The 19,074-nt window shown below is 41.7% G+C and carries 15 protein-coding genes and 1 pseudogene; 13 read left to right on the forward strand and 3 right to left on the reverse strand.

Annotation, left to right across the window (positions count from 1 at the left end; translation table 11 throughout):
• Nucleotides 1-31 precede the first annotated feature (31 nt).
• Nucleotides 32-466, reverse strand: coding sequence for a Z-ring associated ZapG family protein (locus tag LOC50_RS01360; RefSeq protein WP_054202363.1), 435 nt, complete (start codon nucleotides 464-466; stop codon nucleotides 32-34).
• A 133-nt stretch (nucleotides 467-599) separates the two neighbouring features.
• On the opposite strand from LOC50_RS01360, the gene zapE reads away from it, so the two are divergent.
• The gene (zapE, locus tag LOC50_RS01365) at nucleotides 600-1,688 is read left to right on the forward strand and encodes a cell division protein ZapE (RefSeq protein ID WP_008465128.1); all 1,089 of its coding nucleotides are present in this window, start codon (nucleotides 600-602) and stop codon (nucleotides 1,686-1,688) included.
• Nucleotides 1,689-2,377: 689 nt separating this feature from the next.
• Here the strand turns inward: zapE and gorA are convergent.
• Nucleotides 2,378-3,740, reverse strand: a pseudogene (gene gorA / locus LOC50_RS01370) (glutathione-disulfide reductase).
• 248 nt (nucleotides 3,741-3,988) lie between these two features.
• On the opposite strand from gorA, the gene prlC reads away from it, so the two are divergent.
• Together prlC and LOC50_RS01380 are read left to right on the forward strand one after the other, a co-directional pair.
• Nucleotides 3,989-6,040, forward strand: a complete 2,052-nt coding sequence (gene prlC, locus LOC50_RS01375; protein WP_250653472.1) for an oligopeptidase A — start codon at nucleotides 3,989-3,991, stop codon at nucleotides 6,038-6,040.
• A gap of 293 nt (nucleotides 6,041-6,333) precedes the next feature.
• Nucleotides 6,334-7,089: a class I SAM-dependent methyltransferase gene (locus LOC50_RS01380; RefSeq protein ID WP_250653473.1), complete on the forward strand. Its 756-nt coding sequence runs from the start codon at nucleotides 6,334-6,336 to the stop codon at nucleotides 7,087-7,089.
• Between the two features lie 242 nt (nucleotides 7,090-7,331).
• Here LOC50_RS01380 and LOC50_RS01385 read toward each other — a convergent pair whose 3' ends face one another.
• Nucleotides 7,332-8,315 carry an IS110 family RNA-guided transposase gene (locus LOC50_RS01385; RefSeq protein WP_036981290.1) on the reverse strand — a complete coding sequence of 328 codons (984 nt, stop codon included), beginning with the start codon at nucleotides 8,313-8,315 and terminating at the stop codon, nucleotides 7,332-7,334.
• Between the two features lie 620 nt (nucleotides 8,316-8,935).
• On the opposite strand from LOC50_RS01385, the gene trmJ reads away from it, so the two are divergent.
• From trmJ to LOC50_RS01435, 10 genes are all read left to right on the forward strand, one after another.
• A complete protein-coding gene (gene trmJ / locus LOC50_RS01390) occupies nucleotides 8,936-9,661 on the forward strand; it encodes a tRNA (cytosine(32)/uridine(32)-2'-O)-methyltransferase TrmJ (protein WP_250653474.1) in 726 nt (241 codons plus the stop codon).
• Nucleotides 9,662-9,843: 182 nt separating this feature from the next.
• A complete protein-coding gene (gene iscR, locus LOC50_RS01395; RefSeq protein WP_008113921.1) occupies nucleotides 9,844-10,335 on the forward strand; it encodes a Fe-S cluster assembly transcriptional regulator IscR in 492 nt (163 codons plus the stop codon).
• Nucleotides 10,336-10,359: 24 nt separating this feature from the next.
• Nucleotides 10,360-11,577, forward strand: a complete 1,218-nt coding sequence (locus tag LOC50_RS01400; RefSeq protein WP_036981250.1) for an IscS subfamily cysteine desulfurase — start codon at nucleotides 10,360-10,362, stop codon at nucleotides 11,575-11,577.
• A 40-nt stretch (nucleotides 11,578-11,617) separates the two neighbouring features.
• Entirely contained in the window at nucleotides 11,618-12,001 is a 384-nt protein-coding gene (gene iscU, locus LOC50_RS01405) for a Fe-S cluster assembly scaffold IscU (RefSeq protein ID WP_008467675.1), read from the forward strand.
• A gap of 9 nt (nucleotides 12,002-12,010) precedes the next feature.
• Nucleotides 12,011-12,334, forward strand: coding sequence for an iron-sulfur cluster assembly protein IscA (gene iscA / locus LOC50_RS01410; protein WP_008113924.1), 324 nt, complete (start codon nucleotides 12,011-12,013; stop codon nucleotides 12,332-12,334).
• Nucleotides 12,335-12,404: 70 nt separating this feature from the next.
• Nucleotides 12,405-12,932 carry a co-chaperone HscB gene (hscB, locus tag LOC50_RS01415; RefSeq protein WP_138627299.1) on the forward strand — a complete coding sequence of 176 codons (528 nt, stop codon included), beginning with the start codon at nucleotides 12,405-12,407 and terminating at the stop codon, nucleotides 12,930-12,932.
• 41 nt (nucleotides 12,933-12,973) lie between these two features.
• Nucleotides 12,974-14,836: a Fe-S protein assembly chaperone HscA gene (gene hscA, locus LOC50_RS01420; RefSeq protein WP_250653475.1), complete on the forward strand. Its 1,863-nt coding sequence runs from the start codon at nucleotides 12,974-12,976 to the stop codon at nucleotides 14,834-14,836.
• Between the two features lie 11 nt (nucleotides 14,837-14,847).
• Nucleotides 14,848-15,186 carry an ISC system 2Fe-2S type ferredoxin gene (gene fdx, locus LOC50_RS01425; protein WP_008113929.1) on the forward strand — a complete coding sequence of 113 codons (339 nt, stop codon included), beginning with the start codon at nucleotides 14,848-14,850 and terminating at the stop codon, nucleotides 15,184-15,186.
• A gap of 458 nt (nucleotides 15,187-15,644) precedes the next feature.
• Nucleotides 15,645-17,072: an NAD-dependent succinate-semialdehyde dehydrogenase gene (locus LOC50_RS01430; protein WP_250653476.1), complete on the forward strand. Its 1,428-nt coding sequence runs from the start codon at nucleotides 15,645-15,647 to the stop codon at nucleotides 17,070-17,072.
• A gap of 457 nt (nucleotides 17,073-17,529) precedes the next feature.
• Nucleotides 17,530-19,071, forward strand: a complete 1,542-nt coding sequence (locus LOC50_RS01435) for a methyl-accepting chemotaxis protein (RefSeq protein WP_250653477.1) — start codon at nucleotides 17,530-17,532, stop codon at nucleotides 19,069-19,071.
• Nucleotides 19,072-19,074 lie beyond the last annotated feature (3 nt).

Below are 19,074 nucleotides of genomic sequence, written 5' to 3' on the forward strand. Positions count from 1 at the left end.
TCTAAAGACTATGGGGTCAAAAAAAAGTTCATCAAGATGCTTTAGAAGTATTCACATCACCAGCAAATAATCCTGATTTACCCGACACATAATCAGCTGGTTGGGCATCGGCGTTTGAGCGATCTGAACTACGTTCTTTTAATGACGCTTGTAACTGTTCGGTGGTTTCTTTAGAGAAAAACGGTTCAGCAGGGGCTTTATTTCTGTCTTCAAGTAATAGTTGATTAGTTTCTTCAACATGACTTAATAACTGATCGTAGTTTTCTTTCATTTTGTTTACTAACTTACCAGTGTTCGCTAAATGGTCGGCAACATCTTGACGATACTGCTCAAGCGAATGCTTAGCTTGCTCTGCTTGTTGCTCTAACTCATCTTGCTTAAATTGTTTTTTAGTGACAAAGGCACCAACGAAAAATGCAGCAATAGCAACTACTACCACTAATCCTACCCATGTAAATGTACCCATAAATTCACCTCTATGCGAAAATAACTAAAAAAATTTAGTTCAATAATAATTCATACTAAGTCTAATATACCCTGAGTATTGATGCGTGTTAATATGCTTTACAAATTAAACTGTGTTTTAACTGTAAATAGATATGACTCCTTGGCAAACATACCAGCAAGACCTTCAACGCGATGACTTTGTACATGACGCAGCACAAGAAAATGCAGTTCGTCATTTACAGCGTTTATACGACGATTTAACACAAGCAAAACCACAATCTAAAGGCTTTTTTGCAAAGCTTTTTAATAAAGCAGAGCCAGCTCCCATTAAAGGTTTATACTTTTGGGGTGGCGTAGGCCGTGGTAAAACTTACCTTGTTGATACTTTTTACGAAGCTTTACCGGGCGATAGAAAAATGCGAGTGCATTTTCACCGTTTTATGCACCGAGTACACGACGAGCTTAAAAAGTTAAACAACACAGCAAACCCATTAGAAACAGTTGCCGATATTTTTAAAGCAGAAACAGACATAATTTGTTTTGATGAGTTTTTTGTTCAAGACATTACCGATGCCATGCTGCTCGGTGGTTTAATGGAGGCGCTATTTGCTCGTGGTATTGTGTTGGTTGCAACCTCTAATATTATACCTGATGATTTATACCGCAACGGCTTACAACGCGCTCGTTTTTTACCGGCTATTGCCTTAGTGAATAAGCATACTGAAATAGTAAATGTAGATTCCGGTGTTGATTACCGGTTACGTACACTGGAACAAGCAGAAATTTTTCACAGCCCGCTTGATGAGCAAGCTGATAAAAACCTATTTGAATACTTTGATAAGCTCTCCCCTGAGGCCGGTAAAGTAGACACCCCAATTGAAATAGAAGGGCGGATGATCAAAACCCGCAAGGTGTCTGATTGCATCGTTATGTTTGAATTTAGTGAACTGTGTGAAACCGCGCGTAGCCAAGTGGATTACATGGAAATAAGCCGATTATATAACACGGTGATTTTATCAAACGTAAAACAGCTTGGACAAAATAATGATGATGCAGCAAGGCGTTTTATTGCGTTGGTAGATGAGTTTTATGAGCGTAACGTTACCTTAATTATCTCTGCAGAAAAACCCATTACCGAGCTCTATACACAAGGCAATTTAAACTTTGAATTTAAACGCTGTATTAGTCGCCTGCAAGAAATGCAATCGTTAGAATATTTAGCCCGAGAGCATTTAGCTTAAAATACGAAGGTTAGCGGGCGACGGGTTACGAGTCTAGATTTCGTAGCAGCGAGTTTACCTCGCGTAAATTTGGTCATTTCTCGAACCTCGAACCCAGAGGCTTTATGCCGCACACATGTAGCAGCGGATTTATTCCGCGTCTTTTTTAAAGATCAAAGGCAAAGGTTTTAGGCAGAGATTAAGCCAAGCACAGTGTTTGGCTTAAACGGCGGGGCTTTACGCCGCGCACATGTAGCAGCGGATTTATTCCGCGTCTTTTTTAAAGGTCAAAGCGAAAGATAAAGAGTAACGGGCAACGGGTCTCGAGCAAAACACCTAACTTGAAAAACTCCGCCACAGAGTCCACAGAGTCCACAGAGTCCACAGAGGAAGAGATCAAAGGCAAAGGTTTTAGGCAGAGATTAAGCCAAGCACAGTGTTTGGCTTAAACGGCAGGGCTTTACGCCGCGCACATGTAGCAGCGGATTTATTCCGCGTCTTTTTTAAAGGTCAAAGCGAAAGATAAAGAGCGACGGGCAACAGGTCTCGAGCAAAACACCTAACTTCTAAATAAAAAAACCTTGCGATGTTAACCACAAGGTTTTTTTATTTTTCGAACCTCGAACCTCGAACCTCGAACCTCGAACCTCGAACCTCGAACCTCGAACCTCGAACCTCGAACCTCGAACCTCGAACCTCGAACCTCGAGCTTATCTCATAGTAACAAACTCTTCAGAGCCGGTTGGGTGTAGTGCAACCACGGCATCAAAATCAGCTTTAGTGGCGCCCATTTTCATAGCGACTGCAAAACCCTGAATCATTTCATCAACGGTAAAACCAATACCATGTAAGCCCACAACTTTTTCATCATCGCCTGCACACACTAACATCATATTACAGGCTTGGCGGTGCTGAGTAACGGCGGTGTACATAGCCGCAAAGCTTGATTTATATACTTTTACATTTTCGCCGCCGTACTGAGAAATCGCTTCTTGCTCAGTTAGACCAATGGTGCCGATAGGTGGGTGGCTAAATACTACGGTTGGTACTAGGCTGTAATCCATTTTTAAATCGTTCGGCAATTCTTTATTAAATAAACGCTCCGATAGAGTACGACCCGCTTTAACAGCAACCGGTGTAAGCTCAATACCATTTTCGATAATATCACCCACAGCGTATACATTTTCAGCTGTGGTGTTTTGGTATTCATCTACTTTTACATAACCGCTTTCGTTTACTTCTACGCCTGCTGCAGCAAGGTTAATTTTATCGGTTGTTGGCGTGCGGGCCTATAGCCCAAATAACCTGATCAACATTTTCGCTGTAACCATTCTCAAAATGAATCGTTAAGCTGCCATCAGCCTCTTTTACCACTTCTTTTGGTGAACACTCAGTGTGCAGTGTTGGGCCTTCTTTTGCCATAATATCAACCAGTGTGTCGATAATGTATGGGTCAAAGGTACGCAGTGGCTTGCTCTTACGAACAAATAAGTGAGTTTGTGTACCTAAGCTGTGCAGTACACCGGCAATTTCTACGGCAATATAACCGGCACCAACAACAGCAACACGTTTAGGTTGTTCGTTCAGCTCAAAAAAGCCGTTTGAATCAATACCGTGTTCAGCACCTGGAATGTTAGGAATAGTAGGGCGTCCGCCTACGGCAACTAAAATGTGATCAGCAGTGTAATGCTCACCATTTACTTCAACGGTTTTACTATCCACAAATTTTGCAAAGCCTTTGATCACAGTTACGCCATTTTTAGCTAAACCATTATCATAGCCTTTGTGAATGCGGCCAATATAAGCTTCACGGCTTTCTACTAGCTTTGACCAGTCAAAGCCTTTAACTTCAACATCAAAACCGTAATCAGGAGCATATAGATTAATTGCTTCAGCAACTTGAGCACCATGCCACATTACTTTTTTTGGAACACACCCTACGTTTACGCAGGTGCCACCCATGTGTTTAGCTTCAATTAATGCTACTTTTGCGCCACGCATTGCTGCACGGTTAGCTGATGCAATACCACCACTACCGCCACCAATTGCAATGTAATCAAAATGCTGAGCCATGTTTAATCCTCTAAATGTATTTAACAATGTTTTACCGATAATATCATATGCGATGAACAAGTCACTTGTTCGGGGCAGCTAAAATCTATCAAACATCCTTTATCAAACGAAAGATATGCTATTTCAGATCAAGCGGCTAGGTGAACATTTGCAGATACACACTCGTTAATTAGTAAAGCAGGTTTGCCCTTGTATTTACGTATTTTGCCCCAACTTCATTTTTATATTTGCATAAACTGAGAATGACTATGAGCAATGCACAAATAAATCCCCTTATTGGGCTTGAAGGACTTCCTCCTTTTTCAAAAATAAAGCCTGAACATGTAGTACCGGCATTAAAAAAAGGTATTGAGCACTGTCGCAGTGAGATTGAAAGCGTACTAGCAAAGCAATCTTTCACCTGGAATGATTTAGTACTACCGCTTGAAGAAGCCGACGATAAACTATCGCGATTATTTTCACCGGTATCACATTTAAATTCAGTAATGAACAACGATGAACTGCGCGAAGCTTACGAGCAATGTTTGCCGCTTATTTCTGAATATTCTACTTTTGTTGGCCAACACCAAGGTTTATATGAGGCTTACAGCGCGCTTTATAACAGTGATGAATTTAAAACACTCACTACCGCCCAGCAAAAAACCATTACCAACGCATTGCGCGACTTTAAGCTTTCAGGCATTGCATTAAATCCTGAGCAGCAAAAACGCTACGGTGAAATTAGTGCGCGTTTATCAGAGCTTGCTTCAAAATTTGGTAATAATGTGATGGATGCCACGCTTGCATGGCATAAGCATATTACCGATGAAAGCCAACTAGCGGGTTTACCAGAATCAGCACTGGCATTAGCGGCCGATACGGCAAAAAGTAAAGACTTAGAAGGCTGGGTATTCACTCTCGATTTCCCTTCTTACTTACCTATAATGACTTACGCAGACGACCGTGAACTTCGCAAAGAAACATACACCGCGTTTTCTACTCGTGCATCCGATCAAGGGCCAAATGCGGGTGAGTTCGATAACTCAGCGATAATGAGTGAAGAACTGGCACTGCGTCATGAGTTAGCACAATTACTAGGCTTTAATAATTACGCCGAAAAATCGTTAGCTACAAAAATGGCAGAATCACCTGCGCAGGTATTTTCATTTTTAGAAGATTTAGCCGCTAAATCTAAGCCACAAGCAGAGCAAGAGCTTAAAGAGTTGCAACAATATGCAGAGCAACAGCACGGTATTAGTGAACTACAGGCGTGGGATTTTGGTTATTACAGTGAAAAACTAAAGCAAGAAAAGTACGCGATTTCAGATGAAGTTCTTCGCCCATACTTCCCAGCAAATAAAGTACTAAGTGGCTTATTTGAAACGGTTAATCGCCTATTTGGTATTACTGTAAATGAAGTTGCTGATTTTGATAGCTACCATAAAGATGTACGTTTTTTTGAAATTTACGATAGCAATAACACTTTACGTGGTCGTTTTTACTTAGATTTGTATGCGCGCGATCACAAGCGTGGTGGTGCGTGGATGGATGACTGTATGGGTCGTAAAGTGCGCGCTAATGGTGAACTTCAAACACCAGTTGCTTACCTAGTGTGTAATTTTAATAAAGCGATTGGCGATAAGCCTGCTTTGTTTACCCATAATGAAGTAACCACACTGTTTCATGAGTTTGGTCACGGCATTCATCATATGCTTACCCAAGTGGATGCAGCCCCCGTTGCCGGTATTAATGGTGTGGCATGGGATGCCGTTGAATTGCCAAGTCAGTTTTTAGAAAACTGGTGTTACGAAGAAGAAGCGCTTAGCTTTATCTCAGGTCACTTCGAAACCGGTGAGCCACTACCAAAAGAGTTGCTTGATAAACTACTTGCGGCTAAAAATTATAACTCAGGTATGCAAATGTTAAGACAACTTGAGTTCTCGTTATTTGATTTTAAAATCCACCACGATTACGTGGCAGACAAACCATGTAACATTCAAGCTGTGCTTGATGATGTACGCAGTCGTACCTCAGTCATTAAGCCGCCAGCGTTTAATCGTTTTCAGCATGGCTTTAGTCATATTTTTGCGGGCGGTTATAGTGCAGGTTATTACTCGTACAAATGGGCTGAAGTACTTTCGGCAGACGCCTATTCTAAATTTGAAGAAGAGGGGATTTTTAATCCACAAACAGGCCAAGCGTTTATGCAGCACATTCTTGAAAAAGGCGGCAGCGAAGAGCCAATGGCACTGTTTAAAAATTTCCGAGGTCGTGAGCCAAGTGTAGACGCACTACTACGCCACAGTGGCATTGCCGCTTAGGGTCTGTTGACCTTTGCGGATTAAAATATAATTACAAAAGCGCCCCAGTGGCGCTTTTTTATCGAAATTTTCCGGTAATGTTTTTATCATCCAAAGTGGGGCAGGCTGAACGTATTAAAGGGTTTAGTGTTGGCGGGGCTGACTACATTTACAACTAAGTAAACAACAAGCGAAGCCAGAATCTGAGAGTGAAAATAACGATATTGAGTTGTTTTAAACTATACACCTTGCGAACTTCGTATATTGCTGCTGTTTGGGTATAATAGCGGTGAAATTTATCATCGGAGTGTGAAGTGGTTATACAGTGTGCGTTTAAAGAGTGTCGACCTTATTTAAATGAGTTAGAAGCACGCTTTGGGCTTGCTCAATGGGCAGAGCAAAGCAGTGGCTTTAGTTTGCATTACGATGATAAAGGGCTAAGCCTATATAAAACTGATGAGCCTAAACTAGGTGCAATTAACGTAGACTTTGTAACTGGTGCCGTTGCACATAGGCGTAAATTTGGTGGTGGTAAAGGGCAATCAATTGCTAAAGCCGTTGGTCTTAATAAGGGCGCAACGCCAGTGGTACTCGATGCAACCGCAGGGCTTGGACGTGATGGTTTTGTTTTAGCATCGCTAGGCTGTAAAGTGATTTTGCATGAGCGCCACCCCGTGGTTGCCGCGCTGTTATATGACGGTTTACAACGTGCTTATAACGATAGTGAAATTGGCCTATGGATGCAGCAAAATATGAGCTTAATATTTGGCTCAAGCCATACCTTACTTGCTCAATGTGACAGCGTGCCCGATGTAGTGTATTTAGATCCTATGTTTCCGCACCGTGAAAAATCAGCATTGGTTAAAAAAGAAATGCGGGTATTCCAAGAGTTAGTGGGTGGCGATACCGACGCCGATGATTTATTCGAGTTTGCCTACCCTCTTGCCAGCAAACGTGTGGTGGTTAAACGCCCCGATTACGCACCATTTTTAAATGATAAAACCCCAAGCATGCAAATCAAAACGAAAAAGAACCGCTTTGATGTATATGTAAAAGCCGCGATGGTTTAGGTTAAAGGTTAAAGGTTAAAGTGTCGCTGTCGCTGAAACCATAGTCTGACATAATACAACCTGTTGCTGCTTACAGCGACATAAAGGTTAAAGGTTAAAGGTTAAAGGTTAAAGGTTAAAGGTTAACGGGCTACGAGCGACGGGCTTCGAGCCTAAAACGTGTGCGAGGTAAACTAAGGCTGATGGGATGGCGCACACTATTTTGTAGATACCATCTCTCTTTATAGGCTTCAAGATCGTATTTAACTTTCTTGGAGCTTAAACGCTTCTTGATTTTTTATTACACCAAAACATATATGAATGAGTTTACGCATATTGGCGCCAATGATTTGCATCGACGTTTTGCCATTATTCAGCAAGGCTATTTTTTGCTGTTGTATCTTATAATTCCACTGCCCAGCGACTACTGCTGCCATATAAAGTTTACTTCTTATTTTTGAGGGCCCTAGCTTGCTCATAGTTGTACGGCCCTTCATTTTCCCAGACTCATGCAGCCGCGGTATTAAGCCACAGTAGGCAGCAGCTTGCTTAGCTCTGCTGAAATTTTTAGCGGCGAATATATACGTCAGCTCCCGAGACATAACAGGCCCAATACCGGGGATTGTTTCTAGTAACGTTCTATTCTTCTTTAAGTCAGGAAAGCTATTTATGTGACTATCAATATCTGACTTAAGTTTTTTTATCTCATCATCTAGAAAGTTAATCGTTTCTTTTAATGATTGAGTGACTCGCTCAGATGTCGCATTAAACTCACTTGCTTCTAATCGATTCTGCTCTCGTTGTTTATTGGACTCCAATGCATCAAGTCGACGCAGTAAGGATTTAAGCTCTCTAATTTCCTTTGCTTCAGGTTGCCAGAAGTTAACGGTTGATTGCTTAGCATAACCGTAGCTTGCAAGCATTATCGCATCTGACCTATCTGTTTTATGAACAACATTTAGAGCCTCAGCATATTTTTTTGCTTTGCTAGGGTTAGCGAGAATAATATTGAATCCTTGCTGGTATAAAAAGTACATTAACGGCTCATGGTAAACACCGGTTGGCTCTACCGTGATAACGATTTCCTCAGCTATAGTTTTGGTTGTACTTAAAAGCCACTGCTTAATTTCCTTGAAAGCTAGGTGGTTATTTTTAAATACTTTTGTTTTCTTTTTATTAGTGATTGGATCTCTCAGCCAACATAAATCAACTTTATCTTTACTGATATCAAAACCAATAAACATCATCTCTACTTACTCCCCTTGTACATACAGCATCAACTTGATCTAAGAGTGCTTGGATACCATTCAGTTTATTGAGAATTGGAAGCTAGGGCTTAATCTACGGCTCAGTATCAAGTACTGGGCGGGGCTACAAGCTCACTAACTTCCGATGTAATAAATGATAGCTAATCATCTATTACAGAGAGATACAAGGCGGGGCTTTATGCCGCGTATAGGGTAAAGGCTCCGAGGGTGTAATTAATGTTGTGCAACTGCCAATTATAATTTGCTTTATCAAGAGTTGAAGGGTTAGGTGATGAACAAATAAATGAGGAATTGCTTTTTAATTAATACCAAACACAATCCTGCCGAACCCCGAACCCCGAACCCCGAACCCCGAACCCCGAACCCCGAACCCCGAACCCCGAACCCCGAACCCCGAACCCCGAACCCCGAACCCCGAACCCCGAACCCCGAACCCCGAACCCCGAACCCCGAACCCCGAACCCCGAACCCCGAACCCCGAACCCCGAACCCCGAACCCCGAACTGATCTTTTAGATCTCGACTATTGAATATAGGATCTCGGCGCGTTTTCATGCTAGAATTTGCGCAATTTTTTTGTACTCGATAAGTAGCACTGTAATGATCTTAGATGATATCCGCATCGTTTTAGTTAACACATCACACTCTGGTAACATTGGTTCAGCGGCGCGCGCCATGAAAACCATGGGATTATCAAAGTTATACCTTGTTGATCCTGCTTGTGAAATAGATAGCCATGCCAGCGCACTGGCTGCAGGTGCGACTGATGTACTAGGTAATGCGGTTATTGTTGATAGTGTTGCAGATGCGATTGCTGATTGTGCATTAACGATTGGTACTAGCGCCCGCTCGCGTACGTTGTCGTGGCCTATGGTAGAGCCGAGAGAATGTGCTGAAAAGCTTGTTGGCGAAGCCGTAAACGGCCCTGTAGCGCTTGTGTTTGGCCGTGAAAACAGTGGCTTAACTAATGAAGAATTACAACTGTGTAATTATCATGTGTGTATTCCTGCTAACCCAGAATACAGCTCACTTAATTTAGCCATGGCTGTGCAAACCTTATGTTATGAAACGCGTATGGCATTTTTAAATCAACAGCCTAAAGCGGAACAACAAGAAGACGACACCCTATATCCATCGTCTAAACAAACAGAATTGTTTTACGAACATCTTGAAGATACCTTGTTTAAAACAGGCTTCATTATTAAGCAGCACCCAGGCATGGTAATGACAAAGCTACGTCGTTTGTTTAATCGTGCTCGCCCTGAAGATGCAGAAATGAACATATTACGAGGTATTCTTACCTCAATTAATAAGTCTATAAAATAGCAATTAGTTATAAATAGCGCCCTTTATTGCTCTACTAATACTTGACTAAATTACTCAGGTAATTACAATAGACCCAATACTTGACCAAAACAGTCGGGTATTGCAAGTTTTTTTAGAACCTAGAATACTTGACTAATCTACTCTGGTAATTAAAATTTGCACTCTTTTGTGCGGGGGGCGTTATGAAGTTAACATCAAAAGGCAGATACGCCGTTACAGCCATGCTGGATGTTGCACTACATGCAAATATAGGCCCTGTAGCGCTTGCAGATATTTCGCAGCGCCAAGAAATTTCTTTGTCTTATCTTGAGCAATTATTTGCCCGTTTACGTAAAAATGGGCTAGTGAGTTCTGTTCGAGGTCCTGGTGGGGGCTATTTACTAGGACGTGAGGCTGACGTAATTTCAGTTGGCGATGTTATCAATGCGGTAGATGAATCTGTTGACGCTACACGGTGTCAGCGAAGCAATACTGGTTGTCAAAGTGGTATGCGTTGTTTAACCCATACATTGTGGTCAGACTTAAGCGCACGAATTGAAGAATTTTTAAATAATATTACCTTAGCTGAACTGGTTGAAAAGTCGGACGTTAAAGCGGTCGCTCTTCGCCAAGAAAACAGCGTTAATGATGCAATTAAGCAGTTGGAAAATATTCAAGTAAGCTGTCAACTTTAAGGTTGACCTGCAGCGGAGAGAGAAATGAAGTTACCGATTTATTTAGATTACGCAGCAACTACGCCTGTTGACGAACGAGTTGCCAAAGAAATGATGCAATGCCTGACTATGGACGGTAATTTTGGCAATCCAGCATCGCGTTCACACCGTTTTGGTTGGCAAGCTGAAGAAGTCGTTGACCAAGCACGTACTGACATTGCTGATTTAATTAATGCAGACCCACGTGAAATTGTATTCACATCGGGTGCAACAGAATCAAATAACCTTGCGATTAAAGGTGCAGCTCAGTTTTACAAGAAAAAAGGTAAGCATGTTATTACCGCTAAAACTGAACACAAAGCGGTTATCGACACATGTCGTGAACTTGAACGCCAAGGGTTTGAAGTAACCTACATGGACGTTGAAGAAAACGGCTTACTTGATCTGCAAAAATTAGCAGATACCATGCGTGACGACACCGTGCTTGTAAGTATCATGCATGTAAATAACGAGCTAGGTGTGATCCAAGATATCAACACTATTGGTGAAATGTGTCGCGAACGTAAAATTATGTTCCACGTAGATGCAGCACAAAGCGCGGGTAAAGTTTTAATTGACGTGCAACAAACCAAAGTAGATTTTATGTCATTCTCGGCGCACAAAGTATACGGCCCTAAAGGCGTAGGTGCTTTGTATGTTCGTCGTAAACCACGTGCACGTTTAGAAGCACAAATGCACGGTGGCGGCCATGAGCGTGGTATGCGTTCAGGTACATTAGCAACCCATCAATTAGTGGGTATGGGCGCAGCATTTAGAATTGCAAAACAAGATTTTGAAAAAGATCACGCACACATCAGTGCGTTGCGTAAACGCCTAATCGACGGCATTTTAACGGATATGGACGAAGTGTACTTTAACGGCACGCAAGACCAATCAGTACCTGGTATTGTCAACATTAGCTTTAACTTTGTTGAAGGTGAGTCGTTATTAATGGCTGTTAAAGATATTGCGGTATCGTCAGGTTCAGCCTGTACATCTGCAAGTTTAGAGCCTTCTTACGTATTACGTGCACTAGGTCGTAACGACGAATTAGCGCATAGCTCAATTCGTTTTAGTATTGGCCGTTTTACCACCGAAGAAGAGATTGATTACACCGTTGAGCTAATAAAAAACTCGATTGGTCGTTTGCGTGAAATGTCTCCTCTTTGGGAAATGCACCAAGAAGGTGTTGATTTAGATTCAGTTGAATGGGCGCACCACTAATTAGTGGAGCCCATACCTAGCAGGTAGTGAGGATAGAATTATGGCTTACAGTGATAAAGTAATCGACCACGTAGAAAACCCACGTAACGTAGGTGCTCTAGACAAAAACGATCCGTCAGTGGCAACGGGTATGGTAGGCGCACCAGCATGTGGTGACGTAATGAAATTGCAAATTAAAGTATCGGCAGACGGCGTTATTGAAGATGCAAAATTCAAAACGTACGGCTGTGGTAGCGCAATTGCTTCATCTTCGCTGGTAACAGAGTGGGTTAAAGGCAAAACATTAGACGAAGCTGCGACTATCAAAAATACCGATATCAGCGCAGAGCTAGAATTACCACCAGTGAAAATTCACTGTTCAATTTTAGCCGAAGATGCAATTCAAGCAGCAATTGCAGATTATAAAAGCAAACATACAAACTAAGAGATATTCATGGCAGTGACATTGACAGATGCGGCAGCAAACCGCGTACAATCATTTTTAGCAAACCGTGGTAAAGGCATTGGCCTGCGAGTTGGCATTAAAACGACGGGCTGTTCAGGTCTTGCTTATGTTCTAGAGTTTGTTGATGAGCTAAACGATGACGATGAAACATTTGCGGCCAAAGGCGTTACCTTAATTGTTGACGCTAAAAGCTTAGTTTATATCGACGGCACCGAGCTCGACTACACTAAAGAAGGTTTAAATGAAGGGTTTAAATTTAATAACCCTAACCAAGCGGATGAGTGTGGCTGTGGCGAAAGCTTTACTGTTTAAGCTCAAACTTGTTTTAAGATATAAATAAGCCCTGCCAGTTAATGTAGGGCTTTGTCATTTGTGAGAAGTTATGCGTTATTTTGAGTTATTTGCAATACCGGTTGACTACAATATTGACTTAGCAAAGATCAACAAGCACTACTTAGAACTTCAACGTGCTGTACACCCTGATCGTCATGCTAATGCCAGCAGTCGTGATAAATTAATGGCCGTACAAAGTACCGCTGAAATTAACGACGCATTACAAACACTTAAGCATCCGGTTAAACGTGCTGAATATATGTTGAGTGAGCTGGGCGTTGATATTCGCGCTGAGCAGCAAACACTGCAAGATCCCATGTTCTTGATGCAACAAATGGAACTGCGCGAAGAGCTTGAAGAACTTCCCTCTGCAAGTGATCCAGATATCGCTATTGCTAATTTTGAGTCGCAAATAAAGCAATTAAAAGCCCAGTATAGCAACGAATTGGCTGAGCAACTTGCAAGCAACGATGAGCAACAATATCAACACGCTGCTGACAACATTCGCAAATTAAAATTTGTATATAAGTTACAAGACGAACTTGAACGCATTGAAGACAGTTTATTTGACGATTAATTACTTGCTGCAAAGCGAGCAACACGAGTTTAAAGAGCATTATGGCATTATTGCAAATTGCTGAGCCGGGGCAGAGCGCGGCACCACATGAACACAAATTAGCCATTGGAATTGATTTAGGCACTACAAATTCATTAGTGGCAACCGTACAAAGCGGCGAAGCACGCACTATTACAGATGAGTCAGGCGAAGCGATGTTACCCTCGGTGGTTCGTTATCAAGCTGGCGGCATTACCGTGGGTAATGATGCAATGCAAGCAGCTACACTCGATCCGGTTAATACGCTTATTTCAGTGAAGCGCTTTTTAGGTAAAACGCAAACCGAAATAAAACAAAGCTATGGCCAACTGCCTTATCAGTTTTGCGATGATGATGGTGCATTGGCTATCGAAACGGCTGCGGGAAAAATCAGCCCAGTTAAAGCTTCAAGTCATATTTTAAATGCTTTAAAAGTACGCGCTGAGCAAAGCTTTGGTCATCAAGATATTTTAGGGGCAGTGATTACGGTACCAGCTTATTTTGATGATGCACAGCGTCAAAGCACCAAAGATGCGGCTGAGCTTGCCGGTATTAATGTACTGCGCTTACTAAACGAGCCAACTGCCGCTGCCGTTGCTTACGGTTTAGATTCAGGGCAGGAAGGTATTATCGCCGTTTATGATTTAGGGGGCGGTACTTTTGATATCTCTATTTTGCGTCTTAATAAAGGCGTGTTTGAAGTGCTGGCTACCGGTGGCGATTCTAGCCTAGGCGGCGACGACTTTGACTCATTATTAGTTGACTACTTAAAACAAGAAACCGGCGTGACGGGCTTATCTCCTTCGGTATTACGTTTATTTATAAATAAAGCCAAAGCCTGTAAAGAAGCACTCAGCCAATACGAAAAAGTAAATGTTGGCCTTGAGTTTGACGATGAAAAATACATGGTTGAAGTAACGCGAGAAAAATTTAATGAGCTGGCTATGCCACTGGTTAAAAAAACGCTTCGTTCATGTCGTCGTGCAGTAAAAGATGCCGGTATTGAAAACCAAGAAGTATTACAAGTCGTGATGGTTGGTGGTTCAACCCGCATGCCGTTGGTTCGTACTCAAGTTGGCGAATTTTTTGATAAACAGCCACTAACTTCAATTGACCCTGATCGTGTTGTTGCACTAGGTGCTGCATTACAAGCTGACGTATTAATTGGTAACAAGCCAGATTCAGACATGTTATTACTTGATGTGTTACCGTTGTCGTTAGGCCTTGAAACAATGGGTGGCTTGGTTGAAAAAATCATTCCACGCAATACCACGATTCCGGTTGCGCGTGCGCAAGAATTTACTACGTTTAAAGATGGTCAAACGGCCATGTCGTTGCATGTATTACAAGGTGAACGTGAACTGGTTGACGATTGTCGATCGCTGGCAAAGTTCAGCTTAAAAGGTATTCCTCCTATGGCGGCGGGGGCGGCGCATATTCGCGTTACTTTTAAAGTAGACGCTGATGGTTTACTAAGCGTGTCGGCCATGGAAAAATCAACGGGTGTTCAAGCAGAAATACAAGTAAAACCGTCGTTTGGTTTGTCTGACGACCAAGTTGCTAATATGCTTAAAGAGTCGATGAGTAACGCTAAAGGCGATATGCAAGCGCGTATGCTTAAAGAGCAACAAGTTGAAGCGCTTCGTGTAATAGAAGCGATGGAAGCCTCTTTAGCTGCTGATGGTGACTTACTTGAGCCTGAGCAACTAGCTGCGCTGAAAGTGGAAATAAACGAACTTGCAAAAGTACGCGAGAGTGCACAAGAGCCAAGCGAAATAAAAGCGGCCATTGAAAAAATGGATAATGCGAGCAGTGATTTTGCCGCGCGCAGAATGGACGCGTCAATTAAAAAAGCCTTAACGGGTCAGTCAGTAGACAATATATAAGAGAGATTAGAATGCCACAAATTGTTTTTCTTCCCCATCCGGAGTTGTGTCCTGACGGTGCAGCAATAGAAGCGCCCGCTGGCGAAACGGTACTTGATATCGCGCTTAAAAATGGCATTAGCATTCCTCATGCCTGTGAAAAATCATGTGCATGTACAACGTGTCATTTAGTGATCCGTGAAGGTTTTGACTCATTAGATGAAAGTGATGACCTAGAAGATGACATGCTAGATAAAGCATGGGGTTTAGAGCCTGAATCGCGCTTAGGTTGCCAGGCAATTATTAGAGATGAAGACTTAGTGGTTGAAATACCTAAGTACAATCTCAATATCGTTAATGAAGAACACTAGTTTTTAATTAATGACTATCATATTAAAAGCCGCTGTTTGATACAGCGGCTTTTTTGTTTGTATTTGGTAGCAGCGGATTTATTCCGCGTCTTTTTAAAGGTTAAAGGCAAAAGGTTAAAGGTAAAAGGTTAAAGGCAAAAGGTTAAAGGTAAAAGGTTAAAGGCAAAAGGCAAAAGGTTAAAGGCAAAAGGTTAAAGGCAAAAGACAAAGGTTCTAGGTAGAGATTAAGCCAAGCACAGTGTTTTTATTGAACGAAGGCGGGGGTATCCCGCGCACATGTAGCAGCGGGTTTACCCCGCGTCTTTTTAAAGGTTGCGAGCGGCGGGTAAATTAAAATAAAAACTCTTGTAGTGTTAACCATAAGGCTGTTTAATTTATCGAAGCTCGAAGCTCGAAGCTCGAAGCTCGAAGCTCGAAGCCCGAAGCCCGAAGCCCAAAACCCATTTCGGAGGTATATTTTGAGTGATCTTATTTTTTCAGACTCGTTTATAAACGGTGAATTTTATCAAACCAGCACACGCTTTAGTGTTGATGACCCCGCTACCGAACAAAGTATTGTTGATGTTAGCGATATTGACGAGCAAGGCGTAAAAAATGCCATAACAGCAGCACAAGGCGCGTTTGTAAAATTAAAAGCCACCAATGCGACCGAGCGAAGCGAAACCCTGATGCGTTGGTATGATCTAGTAATAAAGCACAAACAAACACTCGCTAAGCTCATGACTAAAGAGCAGGGAAAACCGCTTAAAGAATCGCTAGGTGAAATAGATTATGGCGCTGGCTTTATTAAATGGTTTGCAGAGGAAGCTAAACGCAGCTACGGTGATGTGATCCCCGCCACCGATAACAGTCATCGTTTAACTAGCTTCAAGCAACCTATTGGCGTGGTAGCAGGTATTACGCCATGGAATTTTCCTGTTGCTATGGTGACACGAAAAGTCGCGCCGGCTTATGCCGCAGGTTGTAGTTTTATACTCAAACCTTCTGAGCACACACCATTATGTGCTATCGCTTTAGCTTATTTAGCTGATCAGGCTGGCTTTGTTAAAGGTGCATTTAATGTGCTTGTGTCACAAGATGCCAAAAAGGTTGGCAAAATGCTGACAGACTCAGAGGTGGTACGTAAGTTTACTTTTACTGGCTCTACTGGTGTAGGTAAGCAGTTACTCTCTCAATGTGCATCTACAATGAAGCGTACTTCAATGGAATTGGGGGGAAATGCCCCGTTTATAATATTTGATAATGCTGATATTGACGATGCGATTGATGGATTAATGGCGGCCAAATTTAGAAACTCAGGACAAGCTTGTGTTGCAGCGAATCGTATTTTTATTCAGCGTAATATATTAAATGGCGTACTTGAAAAAATTACACCCAAAGTCGCTGCGCTCAATGTTGCGAACGGTTTTGATGAAAATGCCGATATAGGGCCGCTTATTTACCCCAAAGCAAAAGAGAAAGTGCAACAACTGATTAAAGACGCTGTTGATAAAGGCGCTACGCTAATTGGAGATAACAGCAATTTAGGTGGCAGTTTTCAAAACCCATTAATAGTCACCAATGTCACTACACAAATGGATATTTATCACGAAGAAGTGTTTGGTCCTGTATTAACGGTGATCCCATTTGATGAAGAAAGCGAAGTACTTGCGCTTGCTAATGACGTCCCTTATGGGTTAGCTGCGTACTTTTATAGCCAAAACATTAAACAAATCTATCGTATAAGCGAAGGGCTAGAGTTTGGCATGGTTGGTGTAAATGAGGGCGTTATATCAAACCCCGTTGCGCCGTTTGGTGGTGTAAAGCAATCAGGTCTTGGTCGTGAAGGCGGGCATCAGGGTTTAGATGAGTACTTAGAAGAAAAATACGTATGTATTAAGGTGTAATGGTTAAGACTGTTCCGATGAGTTAATGGTTGTAAGATAAAACCCGCTTAAATGTTGCTAGATAATGGGCTAAATGTTACCTTTTCAATATATATTTTCGTAAAAAATTTCTATAAGTAGAAATACCCCCGTGTGTAAATGCCACCATCTGGTGGCATTTTTTTTATCCTTATTTTTGGCGTCCTTTATCTTTAAAGTCTAAACTATTCTTAGCTTAGTCGTATTTTGTTCAAATCCTATTTTAAAATCGAGTTTTTTGTAATTATAACTCTTTATTACATATATGTAATTTTGTAACTGTATGTTTTTAAATGTATATTTTATTAAGCTGAGGTGTAATATGAAGTTTCAGACTCTTTTGAACTATTAGAATATAGTAATAATGTATAATTGTGTTTTATACATTTATAAATTAACATCCCGCAAATTAGTATAGAAGCATCATGAAGACCCCACTATGAGTAGAAAAAATCAAGCAACGGTAGACCAGGAAGTTTCGTTTGGCATTGACGAAGAATTAGTTTCTACAACAGATTTACGAGGCGTTATCACTTATGCAAATGATAGCTTTTGTAAAGTTTCAGGGTATACCATCAATGAGTTAAAAGGGAAAAACCATAATATGGTTCGTCACCCAGACATGCCATCTGCGGCATTTGGAGATATGTGGTCTCATTTAAAAAGCGATACCGCTTGGCGAGGGGCGGTAAAAAATAGATGTAAAGATGGGCGTTATTACTGGGTTGATGCATTTGTTACCCCTATTTACGAAAACGGTAAAAAAGTAGGTTATCAATCAGTTCGCCAACAACTCCTTCCAGAATATAAACACCGCGCAGAAAAGCTATACCAGCGTTTAATTAACGGTCAATCAATTACGCCTTTAAGTGAAAAATTAGCTGCATTTAAATTGCCGCTATTTATTGGTTGTGCAGCTTTAATTGCTTGGTTAACAAGCTATATGTTCTGGTTATGTTTATTATTTGTTCCTCTGCCTTTTATTATTTTTTACGAGGAATTAATTCGCTCGCCAAGCAAAATCAAAAAAACCAAGGCAGGCCCAGATAGCGTATCTCGGCATATTTATTCTGGTAGCGATAGCCTCAGCTACAGTGATTTTCAGATTAAATTACTTGAGGGTAAAGTAACGACCATTGTTGGGCGTATTATTGATGGTACTTTAAGCCTTAGCAAAGGAGCTGATTCGCTTAAAGTTTGTGCTGAAGCTGCGCAGGCTGGCGTTGAAAAAGAAGCATCAGAATTATATCAGGTATCCTCTGCGGTTGAGGAAATGGTGCATTCAATTGATGAGGTCGCTAAAAATACCTTAGTAACCAACCAACGTGTTCAACAAGCTCACCAAGACTGCGAAAATGCAACGCAAGCTATGTCAGGCACTATGCGAGAGGTGTCGTTACTTGCAACTGAAGTTGATAACTCAGCAAGCTCTGCGAGCGAGTTAGCAACAGAGGCTGAAAAAATTGGTGGTATAATGCAAGAGATACAAGGGATTGCCGATCAAACAAATTTACTTGCACTTAATGCCGCTATAGAAGCTGCGCGTGCCGGCGAGCACGGTAGAGGGTTCTCGGTTGTTGCTGATGAAGTGCGTGCGCTTTCAAGCAGAACGCATACAGCTACAGAGCAAATTCAAGTCTCTATATCTGAAATACAATCTACGTTACTCAATTGGTCAAAAACAATGGAAGCTGGCAAGAATGCGGCAGAGACCTGCGTTAAAGAAACGCGAAATAGCCAAGATATCGTCTCAAAAGTCTATGCGGCAATTACTGATATTTCTGATTTAGCAACGCAAATATCAACGGCAGCAGAAGAGCAAAGTATGGTATCGCAAGAAATTAGCCGTAATATTTCAAATATTAGTAGTGCGTCTTCAGATAACTTAGCCCAAGCGCATAGTGTAGGCGCAGAGTCTAATACGATAGAAAAGTATTCTAAAGCATTAGCATCACTAGGTCTTTCTTTTAAAGTAGGTTAATAA

The sequence above is a fragment of the Pseudoalteromonas sp. SCSIO 43095 genome (assembly GCF_023650455.1).
Taxonomy (GTDB): domain Bacteria; phylum Pseudomonadota; class Gammaproteobacteria; order Enterobacterales; family Alteromonadaceae; genus Pseudoalteromonas; species Pseudoalteromonas tetraodonis.

Excerpts from the sequence above, each read along its gene's own strand:
- fdx (WP_008113929.1), top strand. The coding sequence starts at position 14,848 with ATGCCACAAATTGTTTTTCTTCCCCATCCGGAGTTGTGTCCTGACGGT.
- hscA (WP_250653475.1), top strand. The coding sequence starts at position 12,974 with ATGGCATTATTGCAAATTGCTGAGCCGGGGCAGAGCGCGGCACCACAT.
- trmJ (WP_250653474.1), top strand. The coding sequence starts at position 8,936 with ATGATCTTAGATGATATCCGCATCGTTTTAGTTAACACATCACACTCT.
- zapE (WP_008465128.1), top strand. The coding sequence starts at position 600 with ATGACTCCTTGGCAAACATACCAGCAAGACCTTCAACGCGATGACTTT.
- iscA (WP_008113924.1), top strand. The coding sequence starts at position 12,011 with ATGGCAGTGACATTGACAGATGCGGCAGCAAACCGCGTACAATCATTT.
- LOC50_RS01385 (WP_036981290.1), bottom strand. The coding sequence starts at position 8,315 with ATGATGTTTATTGGTTTTGATATCAGTAAAGATAAAGTTGATTTATGT.
- iscU (WP_008467675.1), top strand. The coding sequence starts at position 11,618 with ATGGCTTACAGTGATAAAGTAATCGACCACGTAGAAAACCCACGTAAC.
- iscR (WP_008113921.1), top strand. The coding sequence starts at position 9,844 with ATGAAGTTAACATCAAAAGGCAGATACGCCGTTACAGCCATGCTGGAT.
- prlC (WP_250653472.1), top strand. The coding sequence starts at position 3,989 with ATGAGCAATGCACAAATAAATCCCCTTATTGGGCTTGAAGGACTTCCT.
- hscB (WP_138627299.1), top strand. The coding sequence starts at position 12,405 with ATGCGTTATTTTGAGTTATTTGCAATACCGGTTGACTACAATATTGAC.
- LOC50_RS01400 (WP_036981250.1), top strand. The coding sequence starts at position 10,360 with ATGAAGTTACCGATTTATTTAGATTACGCAGCAACTACGCCTGTTGAC.
- LOC50_RS01360 (WP_054202363.1), bottom strand. The coding sequence starts at position 466 with ATGGGTACATTTACATGGGTAGGATTAGTGGTAGTAGTTGCTATTGCT.
- LOC50_RS01435 (WP_250653477.1), top strand. The coding sequence starts at position 17,530 with ATGAGTAGAAAAAATCAAGCAACGGTAGACCAGGAAGTTTCGTTTGGC.